General features: G+C 73.3%; 15 protein-coding genes. 7 read left to right on the top strand and 8 right to left on the bottom strand.

Going from position 1 to position 16668, the window contains the following annotated elements:
* Positions 1–29 precede the first annotated feature (29 nt).
* Positions 30–1058, bottom strand: coding sequence for a 4Fe-4S dicluster domain-containing protein (locus tag BLW85_RS04670; protein ID WP_074990851.1), 1029 nt, complete (start codon positions 1056–1058; stop codon positions 30–32).
* A gap of 1333 nt (positions 1059–2391) precedes the next feature.
* Here BLW85_RS04670 and BLW85_RS04655 point away from each other — a divergent pair.
* Complete coding sequence (locus BLW85_RS04655; protein WP_244174811.1) at positions 2392–3387, top strand: thiamine pyrophosphate-dependent enzyme; 996 nt, start codon at positions 2392–2394, stop codon at positions 3385–3387.
* A 3-nt stretch (positions 3388–3390) separates the two neighbouring features.
* Here BLW85_RS04655 and BLW85_RS04650 read toward each other — a convergent pair whose 3' ends face one another.
* Both BLW85_RS04650 and BLW85_RS04645 read right to left on the bottom strand, forming a co-directional pair.
* Positions 3391–3828: an ATP-binding protein gene (locus BLW85_RS04650; RefSeq protein WP_074990847.1), complete on the bottom strand. Its 438-nt coding sequence runs from the start codon at positions 3826–3828 to the stop codon at positions 3391–3393.
* Positions 3829–4082: 254 nt separating this feature from the next.
* Positions 4083–4256, bottom strand: a complete 174-nt coding sequence (locus tag BLW85_RS04645) for a CsbD family protein (protein ID WP_070024756.1) — start codon at positions 4254–4256, stop codon at positions 4083–4085.
* A gap of 126 nt (positions 4257–4382) precedes the next feature.
* Between BLW85_RS04645 and BLW85_RS04640 the strand changes: the two genes are divergently transcribed.
* Entirely contained in the window at positions 4383–4814 is a 432-nt protein-coding gene (locus BLW85_RS04640; protein WP_074990844.1) for a MarR family winged helix-turn-helix transcriptional regulator, read from the top strand.
* Positions 4815–4948: 134 nt separating this feature from the next.
* Positions 4949–6604 (top strand): MFS transporter, encoded by a 1656-nt coding sequence (locus BLW85_RS04635; protein ID WP_244175018.1) that lies wholly within the window; start codon positions 4949–4951, stop codon positions 6602–6604.
* 5 nt (positions 6605–6609) lie between these two features.
* Here the strand turns inward: BLW85_RS04635 and BLW85_RS04630 are convergent, their stop codons facing one another.
* The 3 genes from BLW85_RS04630 to mgrA form a co-directional block, all read right to left on the bottom strand.
* The gene (locus BLW85_RS04630; RefSeq protein WP_074990842.1) at positions 6610–7233 is read right to left on the bottom strand and encodes a DedA family protein; all 624 of its coding nucleotides are present in this window, start codon (positions 7231–7233) and stop codon (positions 6610–6612) included.
* Positions 7234–7307: 74 nt separating this feature from the next.
* Positions 7308–7481, bottom strand: coding sequence for a hypothetical protein (locus tag BLW85_RS39225; RefSeq protein ID WP_167381372.1), 174 nt, complete (start codon positions 7479–7481; stop codon positions 7308–7310).
* A 116-nt stretch (positions 7482–7597) separates the two neighbouring features.
* Positions 7598–8641: an L-glyceraldehyde 3-phosphate reductase gene (gene mgrA / locus BLW85_RS04625; protein WP_074990840.1), complete on the bottom strand. Its 1044-nt coding sequence runs from the start codon at positions 8639–8641 to the stop codon at positions 7598–7600.
* A 188-nt stretch (positions 8642–8829) separates the two neighbouring features.
* Here mgrA and proP point away from each other — a divergent pair, with 188 nt between their 5' ends.
* The 3 genes from proP (at position 8830) to pgm (ending at position 13140) form a co-directional block, all read left to right on the top strand.
* Positions 8830–10356, top strand: a complete 1527-nt coding sequence (gene proP / locus BLW85_RS04620; RefSeq protein ID WP_070025071.1) for a glycine betaine/L-proline transporter ProP — start codon at positions 8830–8832, stop codon at positions 10354–10356.
* 140 nt (positions 10357–10496) lie between these two features.
* Positions 10497–11342 carry a chitosanase gene (locus BLW85_RS04615; RefSeq protein ID WP_074990838.1) on the top strand — a complete coding sequence of 282 codons (846 nt, stop codon included), beginning with the start codon at positions 10497–10499 and terminating at the stop codon, positions 11340–11342.
* 157 nt (positions 11343–11499) lie between these two features.
* Positions 11500–13140, top strand: coding sequence for a phosphoglucomutase (alpha-D-glucose-1,6-bisphosphate-dependent) (gene pgm / locus BLW85_RS04610; RefSeq protein WP_074990836.1), 1641 nt, complete (start codon positions 11500–11502; stop codon positions 13138–13140).
* A gap of 64 nt (positions 13141–13204) precedes the next feature.
* Here the strand turns inward: pgm and BLW85_RS04605 are convergent, their stop codons facing one another.
* Both BLW85_RS04605 and BLW85_RS04600 read right to left on the bottom strand, forming a co-directional pair.
* Positions 13205–14125 (bottom strand): SGNH/GDSL hydrolase family protein, encoded by a 921-nt coding sequence (locus BLW85_RS04605; protein ID WP_074990834.1) that lies wholly within the window; start codon positions 14123–14125, stop codon positions 13205–13207.
* Between the two features lie 147 nt (positions 14126–14272).
* Positions 14273–14530 (bottom strand): DUF5133 domain-containing protein, encoded by a 258-nt coding sequence (locus BLW85_RS04600; RefSeq protein ID WP_074990832.1) that lies wholly within the window; start codon positions 14528–14530, stop codon positions 14273–14275.
* Positions 14531–14810: 280 nt separating this feature from the next.
* Here BLW85_RS04600 and BLW85_RS04595 point away from each other — a divergent pair, with 280 nt between their 5' ends.
* Entirely contained in the window at positions 14811–16409 is a 1599-nt protein-coding gene (locus BLW85_RS04595) for an adenosine deaminase family protein (protein ID WP_177329946.1), read from the top strand.
* Positions 16410–16668: the final 259 nt, after the last annotated feature.

Genomic DNA, 16668 nt, shown 5'->3' with positions numbered 1-16668 from the left:
TCGCACCCTCCTCGCGGCACCGACGGACCTCACCGTGACCTCCGTACGAATCCGCCCGCGAAACCGCCCACCGCGAGCCCCGTCAGCGTCACCGCCGCCAGCGCCGCGTGCCGCCACATGTCCGGCAGGTCCCGGGTGGTGACCACGGGGTCCGGGGGCAGGCCGTAGACCTCGGGCTCGTCCAGCAGCAGGAAGAACGCGCCGTCGCCGCCGACCCCGTCGTCCGGGCTCTCGCCGTACAGGCGGGCGTCGGTCACCCCGGCCGCGTGCAGCTGCGCCACCCGGCCCCGGGCCCGCTCCCGCAGTTCGTCCAGCGGCCCGAACTGGATGGAGTCCGTCGGACAGGCCTTGGCGCAGGCGGGTTCCATGCCCGCGCCCAGCCGGTCATAGCACAGGGTGCACTTCCACACCCGGCCGTCGTCCTTGCGCTGGTCGATGACGCCGTACGGACAGGCGGGCACGCAGTACCCGCAGCCGTTGCAGATGTCCTCCTGCACGACGACGGTGCCGAACTCGGTGCGGAACAGCGACCCGGTGGGGCACACGTCCAGACAGGCCGCGTGCGTGCAGTGCTTGCACACGTCGGAGGCCATCAGCCAGCGCAGCTCGGTGCGGCCGTCGGGGGAGAGGGGGGAGATCCGCCCGGCGGGGGCGCCCTCGGGGGCCTGCCCGGGCGAGGGAGCGGTGGCGCCGGGACCGGGTGAGGCGGCGTCGGTGCCGAGCCGCGCCGCCGCCTGGAACACGTCGGTGTCCTCGTGGACGACCCCGGGCTCCTGCCCGCCGAACGGCTTGCGCTGTTCGATGAAGGCCACGTGCCGCCAGGTGTCGGCGCCCAGGCCCTGCGTGTTGTCGTAGGACATGCCGGTCAGTTCGAGGCCGTCCTCCGGGACCGCGTTCCACTCCTTGCAGGCCACCTCGCAGGCCTTGCAGCCGATGCACACCGAGGTGTCGGTGAAGAACCCCATCCGCGGCGGGGCGTCCGGATAGCCGGCCGCCCCGGCCACGTCCGGCTGCGGGCCGTACCACTGGTTGCCACGGACGTCAGGGCTGTCGCTCATGGCGTGCCTCCTCGCTCACGACTCCTCGCCCCCCTCGGGCACCTCGCCCGGCGCCGCCCGCACCGCGGCCACCCGGCGCCGCTCCCACGTCCCAGACAGGCCCTTTTGGTGGCGTGACAGGTCAGGAACGGCACCACGAACAAATCCGCAGCAGGTGCACGCCGATCGCGCCGACGAAGACCAGTGCCGCCCGGTGGTGCGTCTGCCGCAGCAGCAGCCCGCCGCGCACGTAGAGGCTGATCCGTCGGGGCCGACGCGTACGCCTCGCAGGTCATCGCTCCGCGCAGCGGCAGGTAGGCGCCGGTGTACGGCCGTTCGGCCATGCCCGGGTCGAAGAAGAACGTCAGTCAGAACACCGGTCACCACCAGCACCAGCAGGTTGTACGGCGCCAACTCGCCGAGCGGGAACGGCCAGTGGTCCGGGAACGCCTTGCGCAGGAACTCCTTGCCGGACGCCGCCACCGGAAGCCGCTGGTCGAGCGAGCGCACCAGACGCTCGCCCCGTCCCGGGGGCCGCTCCTCGGACGCCGCCACTCGTCGCTCGCCTTCCGCCGGTGCTGGGTCGTGCACGCTCGGTGCCCCCTTCGAGCGTGGCACGGGTGCCCGGGCTCCGCGCGTCCGAAACGACGGAGGCACGGCCGCGCGGGGTCCGCGGGCCGGGGCGCCGATTGCGCGGGTCGGCGCGCGGCTACCCGGTGGCCGAGGCCGTCGCCGCCCGGCTGCGGGACGCGGGGGCGGGGCGGGTGTACGGCGGTGCCGGGCCTGGCCCTCGACCCGCTGGTGCGCGCCCTCGGGGACCCGTGGTTCGGGCAGGCGCGCGGCGCGGAGTCCGCCGCCCTCATGGCCTGTGCGCACGCCAGACTCACCGGCGGGCTCGGCTGTTGTCCGGCCCCGCCCGGGGCGGCGTGCTGCGGCTGCCGGCCGGCCTGTACGACGCGGCGGCCGACCGGGCGCCGGTGCTCGCCCTGGTGGGCCGCGGGGACGGCGACCCCGGCATGCGCCATCTGGCGGAGGTCTCGGTGTTCTGCGAGCCGGTCTCCGGACCGGGGCGGCTGTGCGACGCCCTGCACCGGGCCGTCCGGGCGGCGCTCACCGACCGGGAGGTTCGCGAGCCTGGTCGTACCCCGCCGGGTGCTGGAGGCCCCGGCGCCGCCGGACGGGCCGGCCCCGCGGAGCGGCTTCGCGGCCGCGCCCGTGGAACCGCCCGACGAGCGGCGGCTGCGCGGGGCCGCGGAGGTCCTGGCGGCGGCCCGGCGGCCGGCCGTGGTCGTGGGCAACGCGGGACGCGCGGCGTCCGCGCAGGCGGCGGGTGTGGCCACGCTGCTCGGCGCCGGTGGCCACCACGGCCCTCGCCCGGGACGTGCTGCCCGACGACCTGCCGTACCAGACGGGTGCTGCGGGCCCGCTCGGCAGCTCGGCGGCCGCCCTGCTGCTGCGGGAGTGCGACACGCTGCTGCTCGTGGGCGCCGAGGACCTGGACCCCGCTGTGCTGGCCGACCCCGCCGGCTGCCGGATCGTCGCCGTGGGGTCCGGCGAGTCCGTGCCCGGCACGGCCGTCCGGGTGAACGGCGACCCACGGGCGGCACTGGAAGCGCTGATCCTGATGCTGCACCGGGCCACCGACCGCGGCTGGCGCACCCGGGTCGAGGCCATGGTGCGGGAGTGGCGGGCCGAGGGGGCGCGCGAAGGCCAGCCAGTACTTCGGCACCTCGGTGAACCCCCGCTCGGTCGTCGCCGAGCTGTCCGAACGGCTGCCCGACCGGGCCGTGGTGGTCACCGACTCCGGGACCGCGCTCGGACCTGCCATCCGAGGCTGCGCAACGGCATGCGCTCGCTGCTGTCGGGGCATCTCGGTCTGCCCGGCGCGGCCGTGCCCTACGCCGTCGCCGCCAAGTTCGCGGCCCCGGAACGGCCCGTGATCGCCCTCGTCGGCGACGGCGCCCTCCAGGGCGGCGGGCTGAACGAACTGATCACCGTGCGCCGCCACCTGGACCGGCTGGCCGCTCTGCCGCCGCTGGTGTTCCGCATGCTGAACAACGGTGACCTGAACCGGCTCACCCGGCGGCGCCGGGCCGTCGCCGGCGACCCGCTGCTTCCGCTGTCGGCCGAGGTCCCCGCGATGCCGTACGCCGAGTGGGCGCGCCTCGCCGGGCTGCCCGCCGTCCGCTGCGACCGGCCGCGGCACGTCGCCTCGGTCCGGGCCGACGTGCCGACCCAGCCGGGGCCGGTGCTGCTGGAGTTCGTGGTGGACGGGGAGATCCCGCCCGACTGGGCCGCGGCCGACGGCGGCCGGGAGCGGCCCGGGAAGAAGCTGCTGCCGCGGGCCTGAGGCTCAGGAACCGTCCTCGCGGACGAGCGGCACGATCGCGGTGACCCGCTTGCCCTCCGGCAGCATCGTCACCTCCAGGTCGCGCGCGAGCATCGCCACCAGGTGCAGGCCGTGGCCGCCGACGCGCGCGGGGTCGGGTGGACGCGGGCGCGGCGGTTCGGGGGAGGTGTCCGTCACCGAGACGCGCAGCGCGCGGGCGCCGGGCAGCAGATCCAGGCCGAGGGCGCAGGGCCCGGGCGCGTGCTTGGCCGCGTTGGTGACCAGTTCGCTCACCACGAGCTGCGCGTCCTGTACCGAGCGCCGCGCCGGGGCCGGGTGTGCCGTACCCAGCAGGGCGGCCACGGCGGCACGCGCGTCCGCGCTGCTGCACATGCCGGTCGCCCAGTCGCGGCGGTAGCGCGCGTCCTGTGTCCTCGCCTGCGTCCTCACCGGGATGTCCATACCTCGTCGCCCTTTTCCCTCCGGGGTTCGGGTCCCTTCCGGCGCTTGTGAAGAAACGTGCCGTCCTCCTCCGGCTACCCGCTGGCCCGTCGATCAAGGGGACGTCCACCGGGATTCCTCCGGTTGCACACGAACCCCTGGCGAAGCGGCCCGCGAACACGGCGGCGGGTCCCGGGAATCCGCTGGGAGGATTCCCGGGACCCGCCGCGAATCGGTCGTACGGGTCGGCGCCGTGGCCGGCGCCCACCGGGTCCTCAGTGTTTGAAGGTGTCCTTGGCCTTCTCCTTGGCCTGCCGGGCGTCCCCGCGCGCGCCTTCCGCGCGGCCCTCGGCCTCCATCCGCTCGTTGCCGACGGCACGGCCCACGGCCTCCTTGGCCTTGCCCTTGGCCTGCTCCGCCTTGCCCTTCGCCTTCTGGTCGCCAGCCATCGCGGTCTCACATCCCAACGTGTCGTGATGTCCGTTCGCTGTTCGGTTTGCCCCTGCGACGCCCCTCAAACCGATTACCCGCCTTTGGTTGAACAGTCCAAACTGATAAACCTATTGTTACTAACCATGGAGACCCAGGAAACGCCCGCGCTCGCCGGCGCCCTCCGGCTGGCCATGGGCCGGATCGTGCGCCGGCTGCGCCAGGCGCACGCGGTGGGCGACATCTCCCTGTCCGAGGTGTCGGTGCTGGCCAGGCTGTCCCGCGGCGGCCCCGACTCGCCGGGCTCGCTCGCCGAGGCGGAGCGGGTGCGGCCCCAGGCGATGGCCGGCACCCTCGCCGGCCTCGAACGGCGCGGCTGGGTGAGCCGTACGCCCGACACCGCCGACCGGCGCCGGGTCGTCATCGCGGTCACCGAGGAGGGCAGGACCGTGCTGGAGCAGCGCCGCTCCGAGTCCGTCGGCCGCCTCACCCAGGCCCTGGAGGAGTTCACCCCGCGGGAACGGCAGGCCCTGCACGACGTCCTGCCCCTGCTCGACCGACTGGCGGAGCGGCTGTGAACGGCGACGCGCCCGGCGCGGGCGCCCGCGCCCGCCTCCTCGCCCGCTCGGCCCGGCAGCGGGCCACGCCCCCCGGCCCCGGCTACAAGTGGGTCGCCCTGTCCAACACCACGCTCGGCGTGCTGATCGCCACGATGGACGCCTCCATCGTGATCATCTCGCTGCCCGCGATCTTCCGCGGCATCGGCCTGGACCCGCTCGCCGCGGGCAACATCGGCTATCTGCTGTGGATGATCCTCGGGTATCTGCTGGTCTCCGCCGTCCTGGTGGTGGTGCTCGGCCGGCTGGGCGACATGTTCGGCCGGGTGCGGATCTACAACCTGGGCTTCCTGGTCTTCGCCGTCGCCTCCATCGCCCTGTCCCTGGACCCGTTCCGGGCCGGCGCGGGCGCGCTGTGGCTCATCCTGTGGCGCATCGTGCAGGCCTTCGGCGGCTCCATGCTCACCGCCAACTCGGCCGCGATCCTCACCGACGCCTTCCCGGCCCGGCAGCGCGGCATGGCCCTCGGGATCAACCAGATCACCGCGCTCGCCGGGCAGTTCCTCGGCCTGCTCGCGGGCGGACTGCTGGCCGCCGTCGACTGGCGGGCCGTGTTCTGGGTGAGCGTCCCGGTCAGCGTGACCGGCACCGTCTGGTCGTACCTGAGCCTGCGCGAGACCGCGGCCGGCGGGCGCGGCCGCGTCGACTGGCTCGGCAACCTCACCTTCGCCGCGGGCGCCGGCATCCTGCTCGCGGGCATCACCTACGGCATCCAGCCCTACGGCGGCCACGCCACCGGCTGGACCAACCCCTGGGTCCTCGCAGGGCTGATCGGCGGTGTGGTGCTGCTGCTGGTGTTCTGCGTGGTGGAGACCCAGGTCGCCGAGCCGATGTTCCGGCTGTCGCTGTTCCGGGTGCGGGCGTTCGCGGCCGGCAACCTGGCCGCCCTGCTGACCGCGATCGCGCGCGGCGGGCTCCAGTTCATGCTGATCATCTGGTTGCAGGGCATCTGGCTGCCGCTGCACGGCTACGACTTCGAGGACACCCCGCTGTGGGCGGGCGTCTTCATGCTGCCGCTCACCGTGGGGTTCCTGCTCGCCGGTCCCGTCTCCGGCTATCTCTCCGACCGGTTCGGCGCCCGGATCTTCTCCACCGCCGGGCTGATCGTGGTGGCCGCCTCCTTCTTCGGGCTGCTGGCCCTGCCGGTGGACTTCGACTACGGCCTGTTCGCCGCGCTGCTGCTGCTCAACGGGCTGGGCCAGGGCATGTTCTCCTCGCCCAACACCTCCTCGATCATGGGCAGCGTGCCCGCGAGGTACCGGGGCGTGGCCTCCGGGATGCGCTCCACCTTCCAGAACTCGGGTACGGCCCTGTCCATCGGCGTGTTCTTCTCGCTGATGGTCTCCGGCCTCGCCGCCACCCTGCCGAAGACCCTCGGCAGCGGGCTCCAGGCGCACGGCGTGCCCGCCGCGACCGCCCACCAGGTGGCCTCGCTGCCCCCGGTCAGCACCCTGTTCGCGACCTTCCTCGGCAACAACCCGATCGGTCATCTGCTGGGTTCCGGCGGCACGTTGGACCGGCTGACCGCCGCCCAGCGCGCCACCCTGACCGGCCACCGGTTCTTCCCCGAACTGGTCTCCGGCCCCTTCCACCACGGCCTGACGATCGTCTTCAGCGTGGCCGCCGGCATGGCCCTGGTCTCCGCGGTGGCCTCCGCGCTGCGCGGCGGCCACGAGCGCGCCGACGACGCGGCGGCGACCGGAACCGGGCGGGGCGCGCCGGAGGAGTCCCGGGCGGCCCGCCCCTCCTGACCGGCTCAGCGCTCGTGGCGCCGCCGCAGGACATGGCGGACCACGAGCGCCACGACCAGGACCGCGAGGGCCACGAGGAAGTAGATCTCGTAGCGCTTGATCTCGTCGTAGACCTCGGTGATGTGGCTGCCCGCCAGATAGGCGAGGGAGGTCCACAAGCCGACCCACAGGGCCGCGCCGAGGGCGTTGAAGACGAGGAAGCGGCGCCAGTGCATGCCCGAGGTGCCCGCGATGATGCCGTTGACCTGGCGCAGCCCCTCGACGAACCGGGCCACGGTCACGATCTTCCCGCCGTGCCGGTGGAAGAACTCCTCGGCGGTGGCGAACCGCTTCGGGGTGAGGAAGACGTACCGGCCCCAGCGGTGCACGAATGCCCGGCCGCCGTAGTGGCCGATCAGGAAGCCGATGTTGTCGCCGACGACGGCGGCGGCGAAGGCGATGAGGCCCACCTTCACCACGTCCAGCTCGCCCGCGCCCGCGTACACCCCGGCAGCGAGCAGGATCGTCTCACCCGGTGCCGGGACGCCGAAGTCCTCCACGAGGATCACGGCGCCCACGGCCCAGTAGCCGTAGTGGGCGAGCAGTGGTGCCAGGTGGGCCAGCGGTCCCGGGAGCGGAGGGGCGGCCATGTCTCCACGGTACGACCCCGGCACGGCGCTCGGTGTCCGACCCGCTGCGCTGGGCCACCGCCGAGGCCCCCGCGTCAGCCGCCGGGGCCCTCCCCGGCGGCGGTGTCCGGCTGGCAGCCGGGACACAGCTCGTGTTCGCCGTCGCGGGTGACGACGGTCCCCCAGCCGAGGCAGCGCTCGCAGTCACGGGCGAGCTCCAGATCGGGACGCGGCGGCGGGAACTGGCCGGGGCGGGGTCCGTGCACCATGCGGCGAGCGGCTCCTTGAGGTGAGGATCACAGGACTGTTCGAGTTGCCAGAATAAGTCCTATTTATCCTTTATTTCTGTGATGAACGTCACATATCCGCCGGTGATCCGGAGCGATCAGCCGAGAGTGCCCAGCCGGGCTTCGCGCCACAGGTCCACGCCGCCGTCGGTGGCGCACGTGTCGATCTCCGCCAGCTCCTCGTCGGTGAAGTCCAGGTTGTCCAGGGCGGCCACGTTCTGCTCCAGCTGCTCGGTGCGGGAGGCGCCGACGACCAGGGACGTCACCCGCTGGTCGCGCAGTGCCCAGGCGAGCGCCAGCTGGGCCAGTGTCTGCCCGCGCCGGGCCGCGATCTGGTTCAGGGCGCGCAGCCGGCGCACCATGTCCTCGGTCAGCCAGGAACGGTCGAACGACGTGCTCCGCGCGGCCCGCGAGTCCTGCGGCACCCCCTCCAGGTACCGGCCGGTCAGCAGGCCCTGGGCGAGCGCCGTGAAGCCGATGACCCCGAAGCCCTCCTCCTGCGCCACGTCCAGCAGGCCCTCGGTCTCGATCCAGCGGTTGAGCATGTTGTACGACGGCTGGTGGATCAGCAGTGGGGTGCCGAGGTCGCGCAGGATCGCGGCGGCCTGCCGGGTGCGCTCGGCGTCGTAGGAGGAGATGCCGACGTAGAGCGCCTTGCCCTGGCGGACGGCCGTGTCCAGCGCGCCCATCGTCTCCTCCAGCGGCGTGCTCGCGTCCAGCCGGTGGGAGTAGAAGATGTCCACGTAGTCCACGCCCATCCGGCGCAGCGACTGGTCCAGCGAGGCCAGCAGGTACTTGCGCGAGCCCCCGCCCTGCCCGTACGGGCCGGGCCACATGTCCCAGCCCGCCTTGGTGGAGATCACCAGCTCGTCCCGGTAGGGGGCGAGGTCGCCGCGCATCAGCCGGCCGAAGTTCTCCTCCGCCGAGCCGTACGGCGGGCCGTAGTTGTTCGCCAGGTCGTGATGGGTGATCCCGAGGTCGAAGGCGCGCAGGGCGATCTCGCGCTGCGTCTCGAACGGGCGGTCGTCGCCGAAGTTGTGCCAGTAGCCCAGGGACAGGACCGGCAGGTCGAGCCCCGAGCGGCCGGTGCGCCGGTAGCGCATGGCGCCGTCGTAACGAGCGGGGTCCGCGACGTGGGTCATCGGGTGTTCTCCGGGTGGTGCGTAGGGGCGTCCCCACGGTGCCAGGGGACCCGTCCACCCTGCTCCGCGGTGATCCGCAAGTCCAACCGCGCACCCGGATGGGATTGAGCGGTTCCGTTTCTGAATCGGGCACAGGGGCAGGCGGTCACCGGTACGTAGTACGGAAGGAGGCGCTCGTGAGCGAGGCGATGTCCCCGGGCGACCGGCGGGACGGGAACGGAGCGGCGGCCGCACCGGCGGTGGCCCGGCTGCCGCGTCAGGTGCGTGCGGATCTGACCCGCAGGCTGCACCGCAACCGGCGCGCGTTCCGCCAGGACGACGTGCAGGTCGTGGAGCGCCCGCTGCTGCGGCGCGCCGTCGGCGCCTCGGCGCTCGGCAACTGCATGGAGTGGTTCGACTTCGGCGTCTACAGCTACCTGGCGGCCACCATCGGCAAGGTCTTCTTCCCGGGCGCCTCCCCGGCCGCCCAGGTCGTCTCCTCGTTCGCGACCTTCGCCGCCGCCTTCGTGGTACGGCCCCTCGGCGGGCTGTTCTTCGGGCCGCTCGGCGACCGGGTCGGCCGGCAGAAGGTGCTCGCCACCACCATGATCATGATGTCGGTGGGCACCTTCGCCATCGGCGTCATCCCGGGATACGCGACCATCGGCATCGCCGCCCCGCTGCTGCTCCTGCTGGCCCGGATGGTCCAGGGCTTCTCCACCGGCGGCGAGTACGGCGGTGCCACCACCTTCGTCGCCGAGTACGCGCCCGACCGCAGGCGCGGCTTCCTGTCCAGCTGGCTCGACTTCGGCACCTTCGTCGGCTACGCCCTCGGCTCGGCCCTCGTCACGGTGCTCGGCCTGCTGCTGACCGACGCCCAGATGCTCTCCTGGGGCTGGCGTGTGCCCTTCCTGATCGCCGGGCCGCTCGGTGTGATCGGCCTGTACATGCGGCTCAAGCTGGAGGAGTCCCCGGCCTTCCAGCAGCAACTGGACGAGCACGAGAAGGCGCTGGCGCAGGAGTCGACGGGCAGCGAGCTGAAGGACATCGTCCGCAACCACTGGCGGCCGCTGCTCATCTGCATGGGCCTGGTGCTGCTGTACAACGTCACCAACTACATGGTCACCGGGTACCTGCCCACCTACCAGACCGAGACGCTGCACCGCTCGGCCGGCTTCGCGGACCTCCTGGTGCTCATCGGCATGGTGTGGATCGTCGTCCTGATCACCTTCCTCGGCCGGCTCAGCGACCGGATCGGACGGCGGCCGGTGTACGGCGTCGCCGCGGTCGCGATGATCGTCCTGGCCGTGCCCTCCTTCCTGCTGCTCAAGGCGCAGGGCACCTGGCCGCCGGTGCTCGGGGTGCTGATCCTGTCCACGCTGCTGGCCTGCTTCGCCGCGCCGAGCGCCGCCACCCTGCCGGCGCTGTTCCCGACGGCGGTGCGCTATGCGGCCATGGGCATCGGCTTCAACATCGCGGTCGCGGCCTTCGGCGGCACCACCCCGCTGGTCACCGCCGCACTGGTCGAGGCGACCGGGGACAAGCTGATGCCCGCCTACTACCTGATGCTGGCCGGAGTCATCGGACTGCTCACCGTCAGGTTCCTGCCCGAGAGTGCCCAGGTGCCGCTGAAGGGGTCGCGGCCGATGGTCGGCTCCCGCGCCGAGCGGCGCGAACTGATCACCGTCTCCCGGGAGTTGTACGAGCGGGCGGGGGAGCGGGCGCCGCGCGGCTGAGCCGGGCGGACGCCGGGCTGTCCGATCCTACGAACTTCACGCGGGCCGGGTTACCGGTCTTCGCGGGCTCTGATAGGAAACTTTCCTACCAGTACTCGTGCTGGTCCGAACCACCACCCCCCACTCCCCTTGGAGCTCCCGTGGTGCACGAAGACCGCGAAACAGCAGCCCTCGCCCGTCTGTCCCGCCGCTCCCTCGTCGCCGCGCTCGGCGCCGTGGCCGCCGGCGCCGTCATCGGGGCCCAGCGCGCCGGCGCGGCCCCGGCGGTCGCCGCCGCGACCGGCCTCGACGACCCCGCGAAGAAGGAGATCGCGATGAAGCTGGTGTCGAGCGCGGAGAACTCCTCGCTCGACTGGAAGGCCCAGTACAAGTACATCGAGGACATCGGCGACGGCCGCGGCTACACGGCCGGCATCATCGGCTTCTGCTCCGGCACCGGCGACATGCTGGAGGTCGTCCAGCTCTACGCCGACCGCAAGCCCGGCAACGTCCTCGCCCGGTACCTGCCCGCCCTGCGCAAGGTCGACGGCAGCGACTCGCACTCCGGCCTCGACCCGGACTTCCCCGACGACTGGCGCAATGCCGCGCGGGACACGGTGTTCCAGCAGTGCCAGAACGACGAGCGCGACCGGGTCTACTTCGACCCCGCGGTGTCCCGGGGCAAGAGCGACGGACTGCGCGCCCTCGGCCAGTTCTGCTACTACGACGCCATCGTCATGCACGGCGACGGCGACGACCCCACCAGCTTCGGCAGCATCCGCAAGCGCGCCCTGCGCAGCGCCGGCACCCCGGCCCAGGGCGGCGACGAGACGGCGTACCTCAACGCCTTCCTCGACGCCCGGGTGTGGGCCATGAAGCAGGAGGAGGCCCACAGCGACACCAGCCGCGTCGACACCGAGCAGCGCGTCTTCCTGCGCAAGGGCAACCTCGACCTGAAGACCCCGCTCGACTGGAAGGTCTACGGCGACAGCTACCACATCGGCTGAGCCTCGCCCCTGTCTCCCGCCGTGCCGCGCGCTCCGGCCGCGCGGCGCGGCGGCCCGAAAGTCGTCGGCCAGGCGGCGTCCAAACTCGCATACGAACGCCCTGACGAGGAAAGATGGCGGGAGCGAGCGACCGACACCGACGTGGAGGAACGTACTCATGGCGCACGAGCGAGCCGGCCGGCCTGCCGGCCCCGAGGACCTGGTCGACGTGGCGCGGCTGGTCACGGCGTACTACGCGCTGCACCCGGACCCGGCCGACCCGGCCCAGCGCGTGGCGTTCGGCACCTCGGGGCACCGGGGCTCGTCCCTGGCGAGCGCCTTCAACGAGGACCACATCGCCGCCACCAGCCAGGCCATCTGCGAGTACCGCGCGGGCCGGGGCATCGACGGCCCGCTCTTCCTGGGCGCCGACACCCACGCCCTGTCGGAACCCGCGAAGGTCACCGCGCTGGAGGTGTTCGCCGCCAACGGGGTAGGCGTGCTGATCGACAGCGCCGACGGCTACACCCCCACCCCTGCCGTCTCGCACGCCATCCTCGGTCACAACCGGGGCCGCACCACGCACCTCGCCGACGGCGTGGTCGTCACCCCCTCGCACAACCCGCCCGCCGACGGCGGCTTCAAGTACAACCCGCCCAGCGGCGGCCCGGCCGCCTCGGACGCCACCTCCTGGATCCAGGACCGTGCCAACGAGATCATCACCGGCGGCCTGAAGGACGTACGACGGCTGCCCTACGCCCGCGCGCTCGCCGCCGACACCACCGGGCGACACGACTTCCTCGGCACCTACGTCGACGACCTGCCCGCGGTGCTGGACCTCGACGCCGTCCGCGCGGCCGGGGTGCGCATCGGCGCCGACCCGCTCGGCGGCGCCTCCGTCGCGTACTGGGGCCGGATCGCCGAACAGCACCGCCTCGACCTCACGGTGGTCAACCCGCACACCGACCCCACCTGGCGCTTCATGACGCTGGACTGGGACGGGCAGATCCGGATGGACTGCTCCTCGCCCTACGCCATGGCCTCGCTGATCGAGCAGCGCGCGACCTACCGCATCGCCACCGGCAACGACGCCGACGCCGACCGGCACGGCATCGTCACCCCGGACGCGGGTCTGATGAACCCCAACCACTACCTGGCCGTCGCCATCGACTACCTCTACCGGCACCGCGCGCAGTGGCCGGCCGGCACGGGCATCGGCAAGACCCTGGTCTCCTCCACCATGATCGACCGGGTCGCCGCCGACCTCGGGCGCCGACTGGTCGAAGTCCCCGTCGGCTTCAAGTGGTTCGTGGACGGACTGCTCGGCGGCGACCTCGGCTTCGGCGGCGAGGAGTCGGCCGGCGCGTCCTTCCTGCGCCGGGACGGCTCGGTGTGGACCACCGACAAGGACGGCATCATCCTGGCGCTGCTCGCCTCCGAGATCACCGCCGTCACCGAGCGGACCCCCTCCGAGCACTACGCCGCCCTCACCGAGCGCTTCGGCGAGCCCGCCTACGCCCGCATCGACGCGCCCGCGACCCGTGAACAGAAGGCGCTGCTGGGCAAGTTGTCGCCCGCGCAGGTCACCGCGGACAGCCTCGCGGGCGAGCCGGTTACGGCCGTGCTCACCGAGGCGCCGGGCAACGGCGCCGCCATCGGCGGCATCAAGGTCACCACCGAGAACGCCTGGTTCGCGGCCCGCCCCTCGGGCACCGAGGACGTGTACAAGGTCTACGCCGAGTCGTTCCTCGGGCCGGACCACCTGGCCCGGGTGCAGGAGGAGGCGCAGGCGGTGGTGCGGGGCGCGCTCGGCGGCTGACCGGCGGCCCCGCCTGTCACGGGGCGGCCCGCGACCCGCGGTCGAAGGCCCCGCCCCGATGCGCTCAGCGGTGCCCGTGGTTCCCCGCCGACCGGTTCAGGACCGCGCCCGCCATGGCCTGCTCCCCGAGGGCGTTGGGGTGGGCCGGGGCCGCGGGCGAGGCCGGCTGGAGCGGCTCGATCCAGCGGTCCGCGGGCGCCTTGCACATGTCGTGGCCGACCGTGGGCCCGTACGTGTCCACGTACTCCGCCCGGTTGCGGGCCGCCTGCGTGCGCAGCATCAGGTTCAGCCGCTTCTCGGTGTCCCTGAGGTAGGCGAAGTCACCCTGGGCGAAGGGGACCTGCGGGAAGCAGCCCACGCCGTCGTCGGGCAGCAGATCGGGGTAGCCGACGACCAGCACCCGGGCGTGCGGGGCCCGGGCGTGCACGGCCCGCAGCACCTGGGCGATCTTCGGCGCCGTCCGCCGGACGGCGAGGGCCAGCTCGTCCTGCCCCGACGCCTCGTAGGCGCGCTCGCACGGGTTGCCCGCCGGGTCCTGGACGCCCAGGCCGGCGCACCTGCCGATGATCGGGCCGAACCCGACGTCGTTGCCGCCGATCTGCACCGTCACCAGGTCCGTGTCCTGTGACAGCGCGTCGAGTTGGGGCGGATTGCTGCCCTGGGCCTGCCACATCTGCGTGGTCGTCGCTCCGGAGCAGCTGGCGTCGGTGAACGTGGTCGCCCCGGCCCGGCCGGCCACCAGCGAGGGGTAGTTCCGGTCGGAGCGGGCGCAGTTGGCGTCCACCTGCGTGGGGATGCCGGGGCCCGAGGTGTAGGAGTCGCCCAGGGCGACGTAGTCGAGCCGGTGTCCGTGGTGTCGCGCGGGGTGCGCGGCGGCCGGGACGGCGGAGGCGGCGACGAGGGCGCACCCGCCCACCGCCGCCGCCACGGTCGCGGCCCGCCGCCGGGCTCTCGCCCCGCCCGCCGGACGACTGTCGTTGCTCATGGTTCCCCCCTGGGACCGGTACACGGCGCGGACGGCGCCGTACAGCGGCCTTCGCGCGATCGACCGGTTCTGTATACCGTCCGGTAGGTCCCGCCGACCAGAAGCCGGAAGGGACGAGTTCGGGGGAGTGGCGGGTCGCCCGCGAGGTCAGGCGGCGGACACCGTCCCCACGGGCGCCGGTTCCCGGAGCAGCGAGTCGTCCTCCGGGCGCGCCCCGGACAGCCGGTGGCGGGCCGCGATCAGCGCCATGTCGACGTCCCGTGTGCCGGTGGCCACGCACAGGGTGTAGGAGATGTCCGCGAGCCGCTGCTGCGCCCCCGGAGTGCTCTCCTTCGCGCCGAGCAGGGTGAGGGCCTCGTACTGGGCGATGAGGTCCTTCAGTACGGCGGGGTGTGCCATCAGCATGGGGGTGGGCCTCCGTGGTGTGTCGCCGGTGTACGAGATCGCAATCGCGACTACCCCCGCCCACGCCCCGCATGCCACCGCGGCCGTCGGCTTTCCCGCGGTCCGCGCCGCACGCGCGCCCGTACCCGACCGCAGGGCGGGTCCGCACGGGCCGCAGGGCGGGTCCGAACCGGACATGAAGACGGAGGTGTCACTCGCAAGGGTGCTCTCCGGTCGCCGTGCGCCGGTTGCGCCCCCTTCGCCGGGATCCTTCCGTGATCATGCCGGTGTGAGTCTGCACATGCGAAGTGCCGTACCGCGCCGGGTCGTTCCGGCCGTGCTCGGCACCCTCAGCGTCCTGTCCCTGCTGTCCGCCCTGCCCGCCGCCGCGCAGCCGGCGCGCCCGGGGGCCCGGCCCGCCGCGCCGCCGCCCCGGCAGGTCACGGCCGCCGAGGCCCGCACCGACGCCTATCTGCGCTCCGTCAAGGACCGGCCCGCGGCCCTGCGGGCCTTCTTCCGGGAGCTGCCCAAGGGTGGCGACCTGCACAACCACCTCTCCGGCGCGGTGAACACGGACTACCTCGTCGAGCTGGCCGCCGAGGACGGCCTGTGCATCGACACCGCGACGATGACCGCGGTCCCCTCGCCCTGCGGTGCCGGCACCCGCCCCGCCGCCGACGCGCGCACCGACCGCGCCTTCCACGCGGCGATCGTGCGCGCCTGGTCCATGCAGGACTTCCCGCCGGACCAGAACGGCCACGACCACTTCTTCGACACCTTCGGCAAGTTCGGCGAGGTGACCTGGCGGCACCGCGGCAAGCTGCTCGCCCAGGTCGCCGACACCGCCGTGAGCAACAACCAGTCGTACCTGGAGACGATGGTCACCCCGGCCTCGGACGGCGCGAAGAAGCTCGCCGACGAGGTGGGCTGGGACGCCGACCTGGCCGCCCTGCACCGCAGGCTGGTCGCGGGCGGCAGGCTGGACAAGCTGGTCGCCGACGCACGCGGGGAGGCCGACGACGGCGACGCCGAGTTCCGCGCCACCGAGCACTGCGGCACGGCGGGGGCCCGGCCCGCCTGCGGGCTCACCGTCCGCTGGATCTCCCAGGCGTCCCGGGGCGGTTCGCCGGTGCGGGTGTTCACCCAGCTGGCCCTCGGCATGCGGCTCGCCGAGGCGGACCCGCGCTTCGTCGCCGTCAACCTCGTCCAGCCCGAGGACTGGGACAGCTCGCTGCGGAACTACAGCCTGCAGATGCGCATGGTCGGCTATCTGCGCACCCAGTACCCGAGGGCCCATGTCACCCTGCACGCCGGCGAGCTGTGGCCCGGTCTGGTCAAGCCCGCGGATCTGAAGTTCCACATCAAGGAGGCCGTCGACGTCGCGCACACCGAGCGCGTCGGGCACGGCGTCGATCTCGTCCACGAGGACGACTGGCAGCGCACCGCCCGCACCATGGCGGCCCGGCGGATCGCCGTCGAGGTGCCCTTCTCCAGCAACGCCCAGATCCTCGGCGTCAAGGGCGCCGAGCACCCCTTCACCACCTACCGCCGCTACGGCGTCCCGGTCGTCCTCGCCACCGACGACCCCGGCGTCTCCCGCATCGACATCAGCCACGAGTACCAGTACGCGGCCGCCACCTACGGCCTGGGCTACCCCGAGCTGAAGGACCTGGCCCGCGCCTCCCTGGAGTACGCCTTCCTGCCCGGTGCCGACCTGTGGCAGGGCAACCCCGCGGCCCAGGGCTACCGCCCGGTCGAGGTGTGCCGCGCCGAGCACCCCGGACTGCCGGTGCACAGCGCGCGCTGCCGGCAGTTCCTCGCGGGCAGCGCGAAGGCGCGCCTGGAGTGGCGCCAGGAGGCCGCGTTCGCGGCGTTCGAGCGGGCGCACGCACACGGATGAGGTGAGCCGCTCGCCCGCGGGCGCCTCTCCCGGGCCCCGTCCCGGTCTCCGCGCGGGGGCCGGGGCGGGGCCCGGGCGGCCGGAAATCGCAGATTGGCCGGGAAACACGCCGTCGCACAACCGGTTGCCCCGGTTCCGCCCGCGGGCACGGGTCGTGTACACGCCATTACCCCGGGTGTATCACGGTGTCCCGTCCGGCACCGCGCGCCCCCGGGGTCACCGCCCGCACGGTGCGCGGATGCCGTACCCACATGATCAC

Source organism: Streptomyces misionensis, from assembly GCF_900104815.1.
Lineage (GTDB): Bacteria > Actinomycetota > Actinomycetes > Streptomycetales > Streptomycetaceae > Streptomyces > Streptomyces misionensis.
Note: the sequence above shows the minus strand (reverse complement) of the source record. Positions and strands in the feature narration are given on the sequence as shown.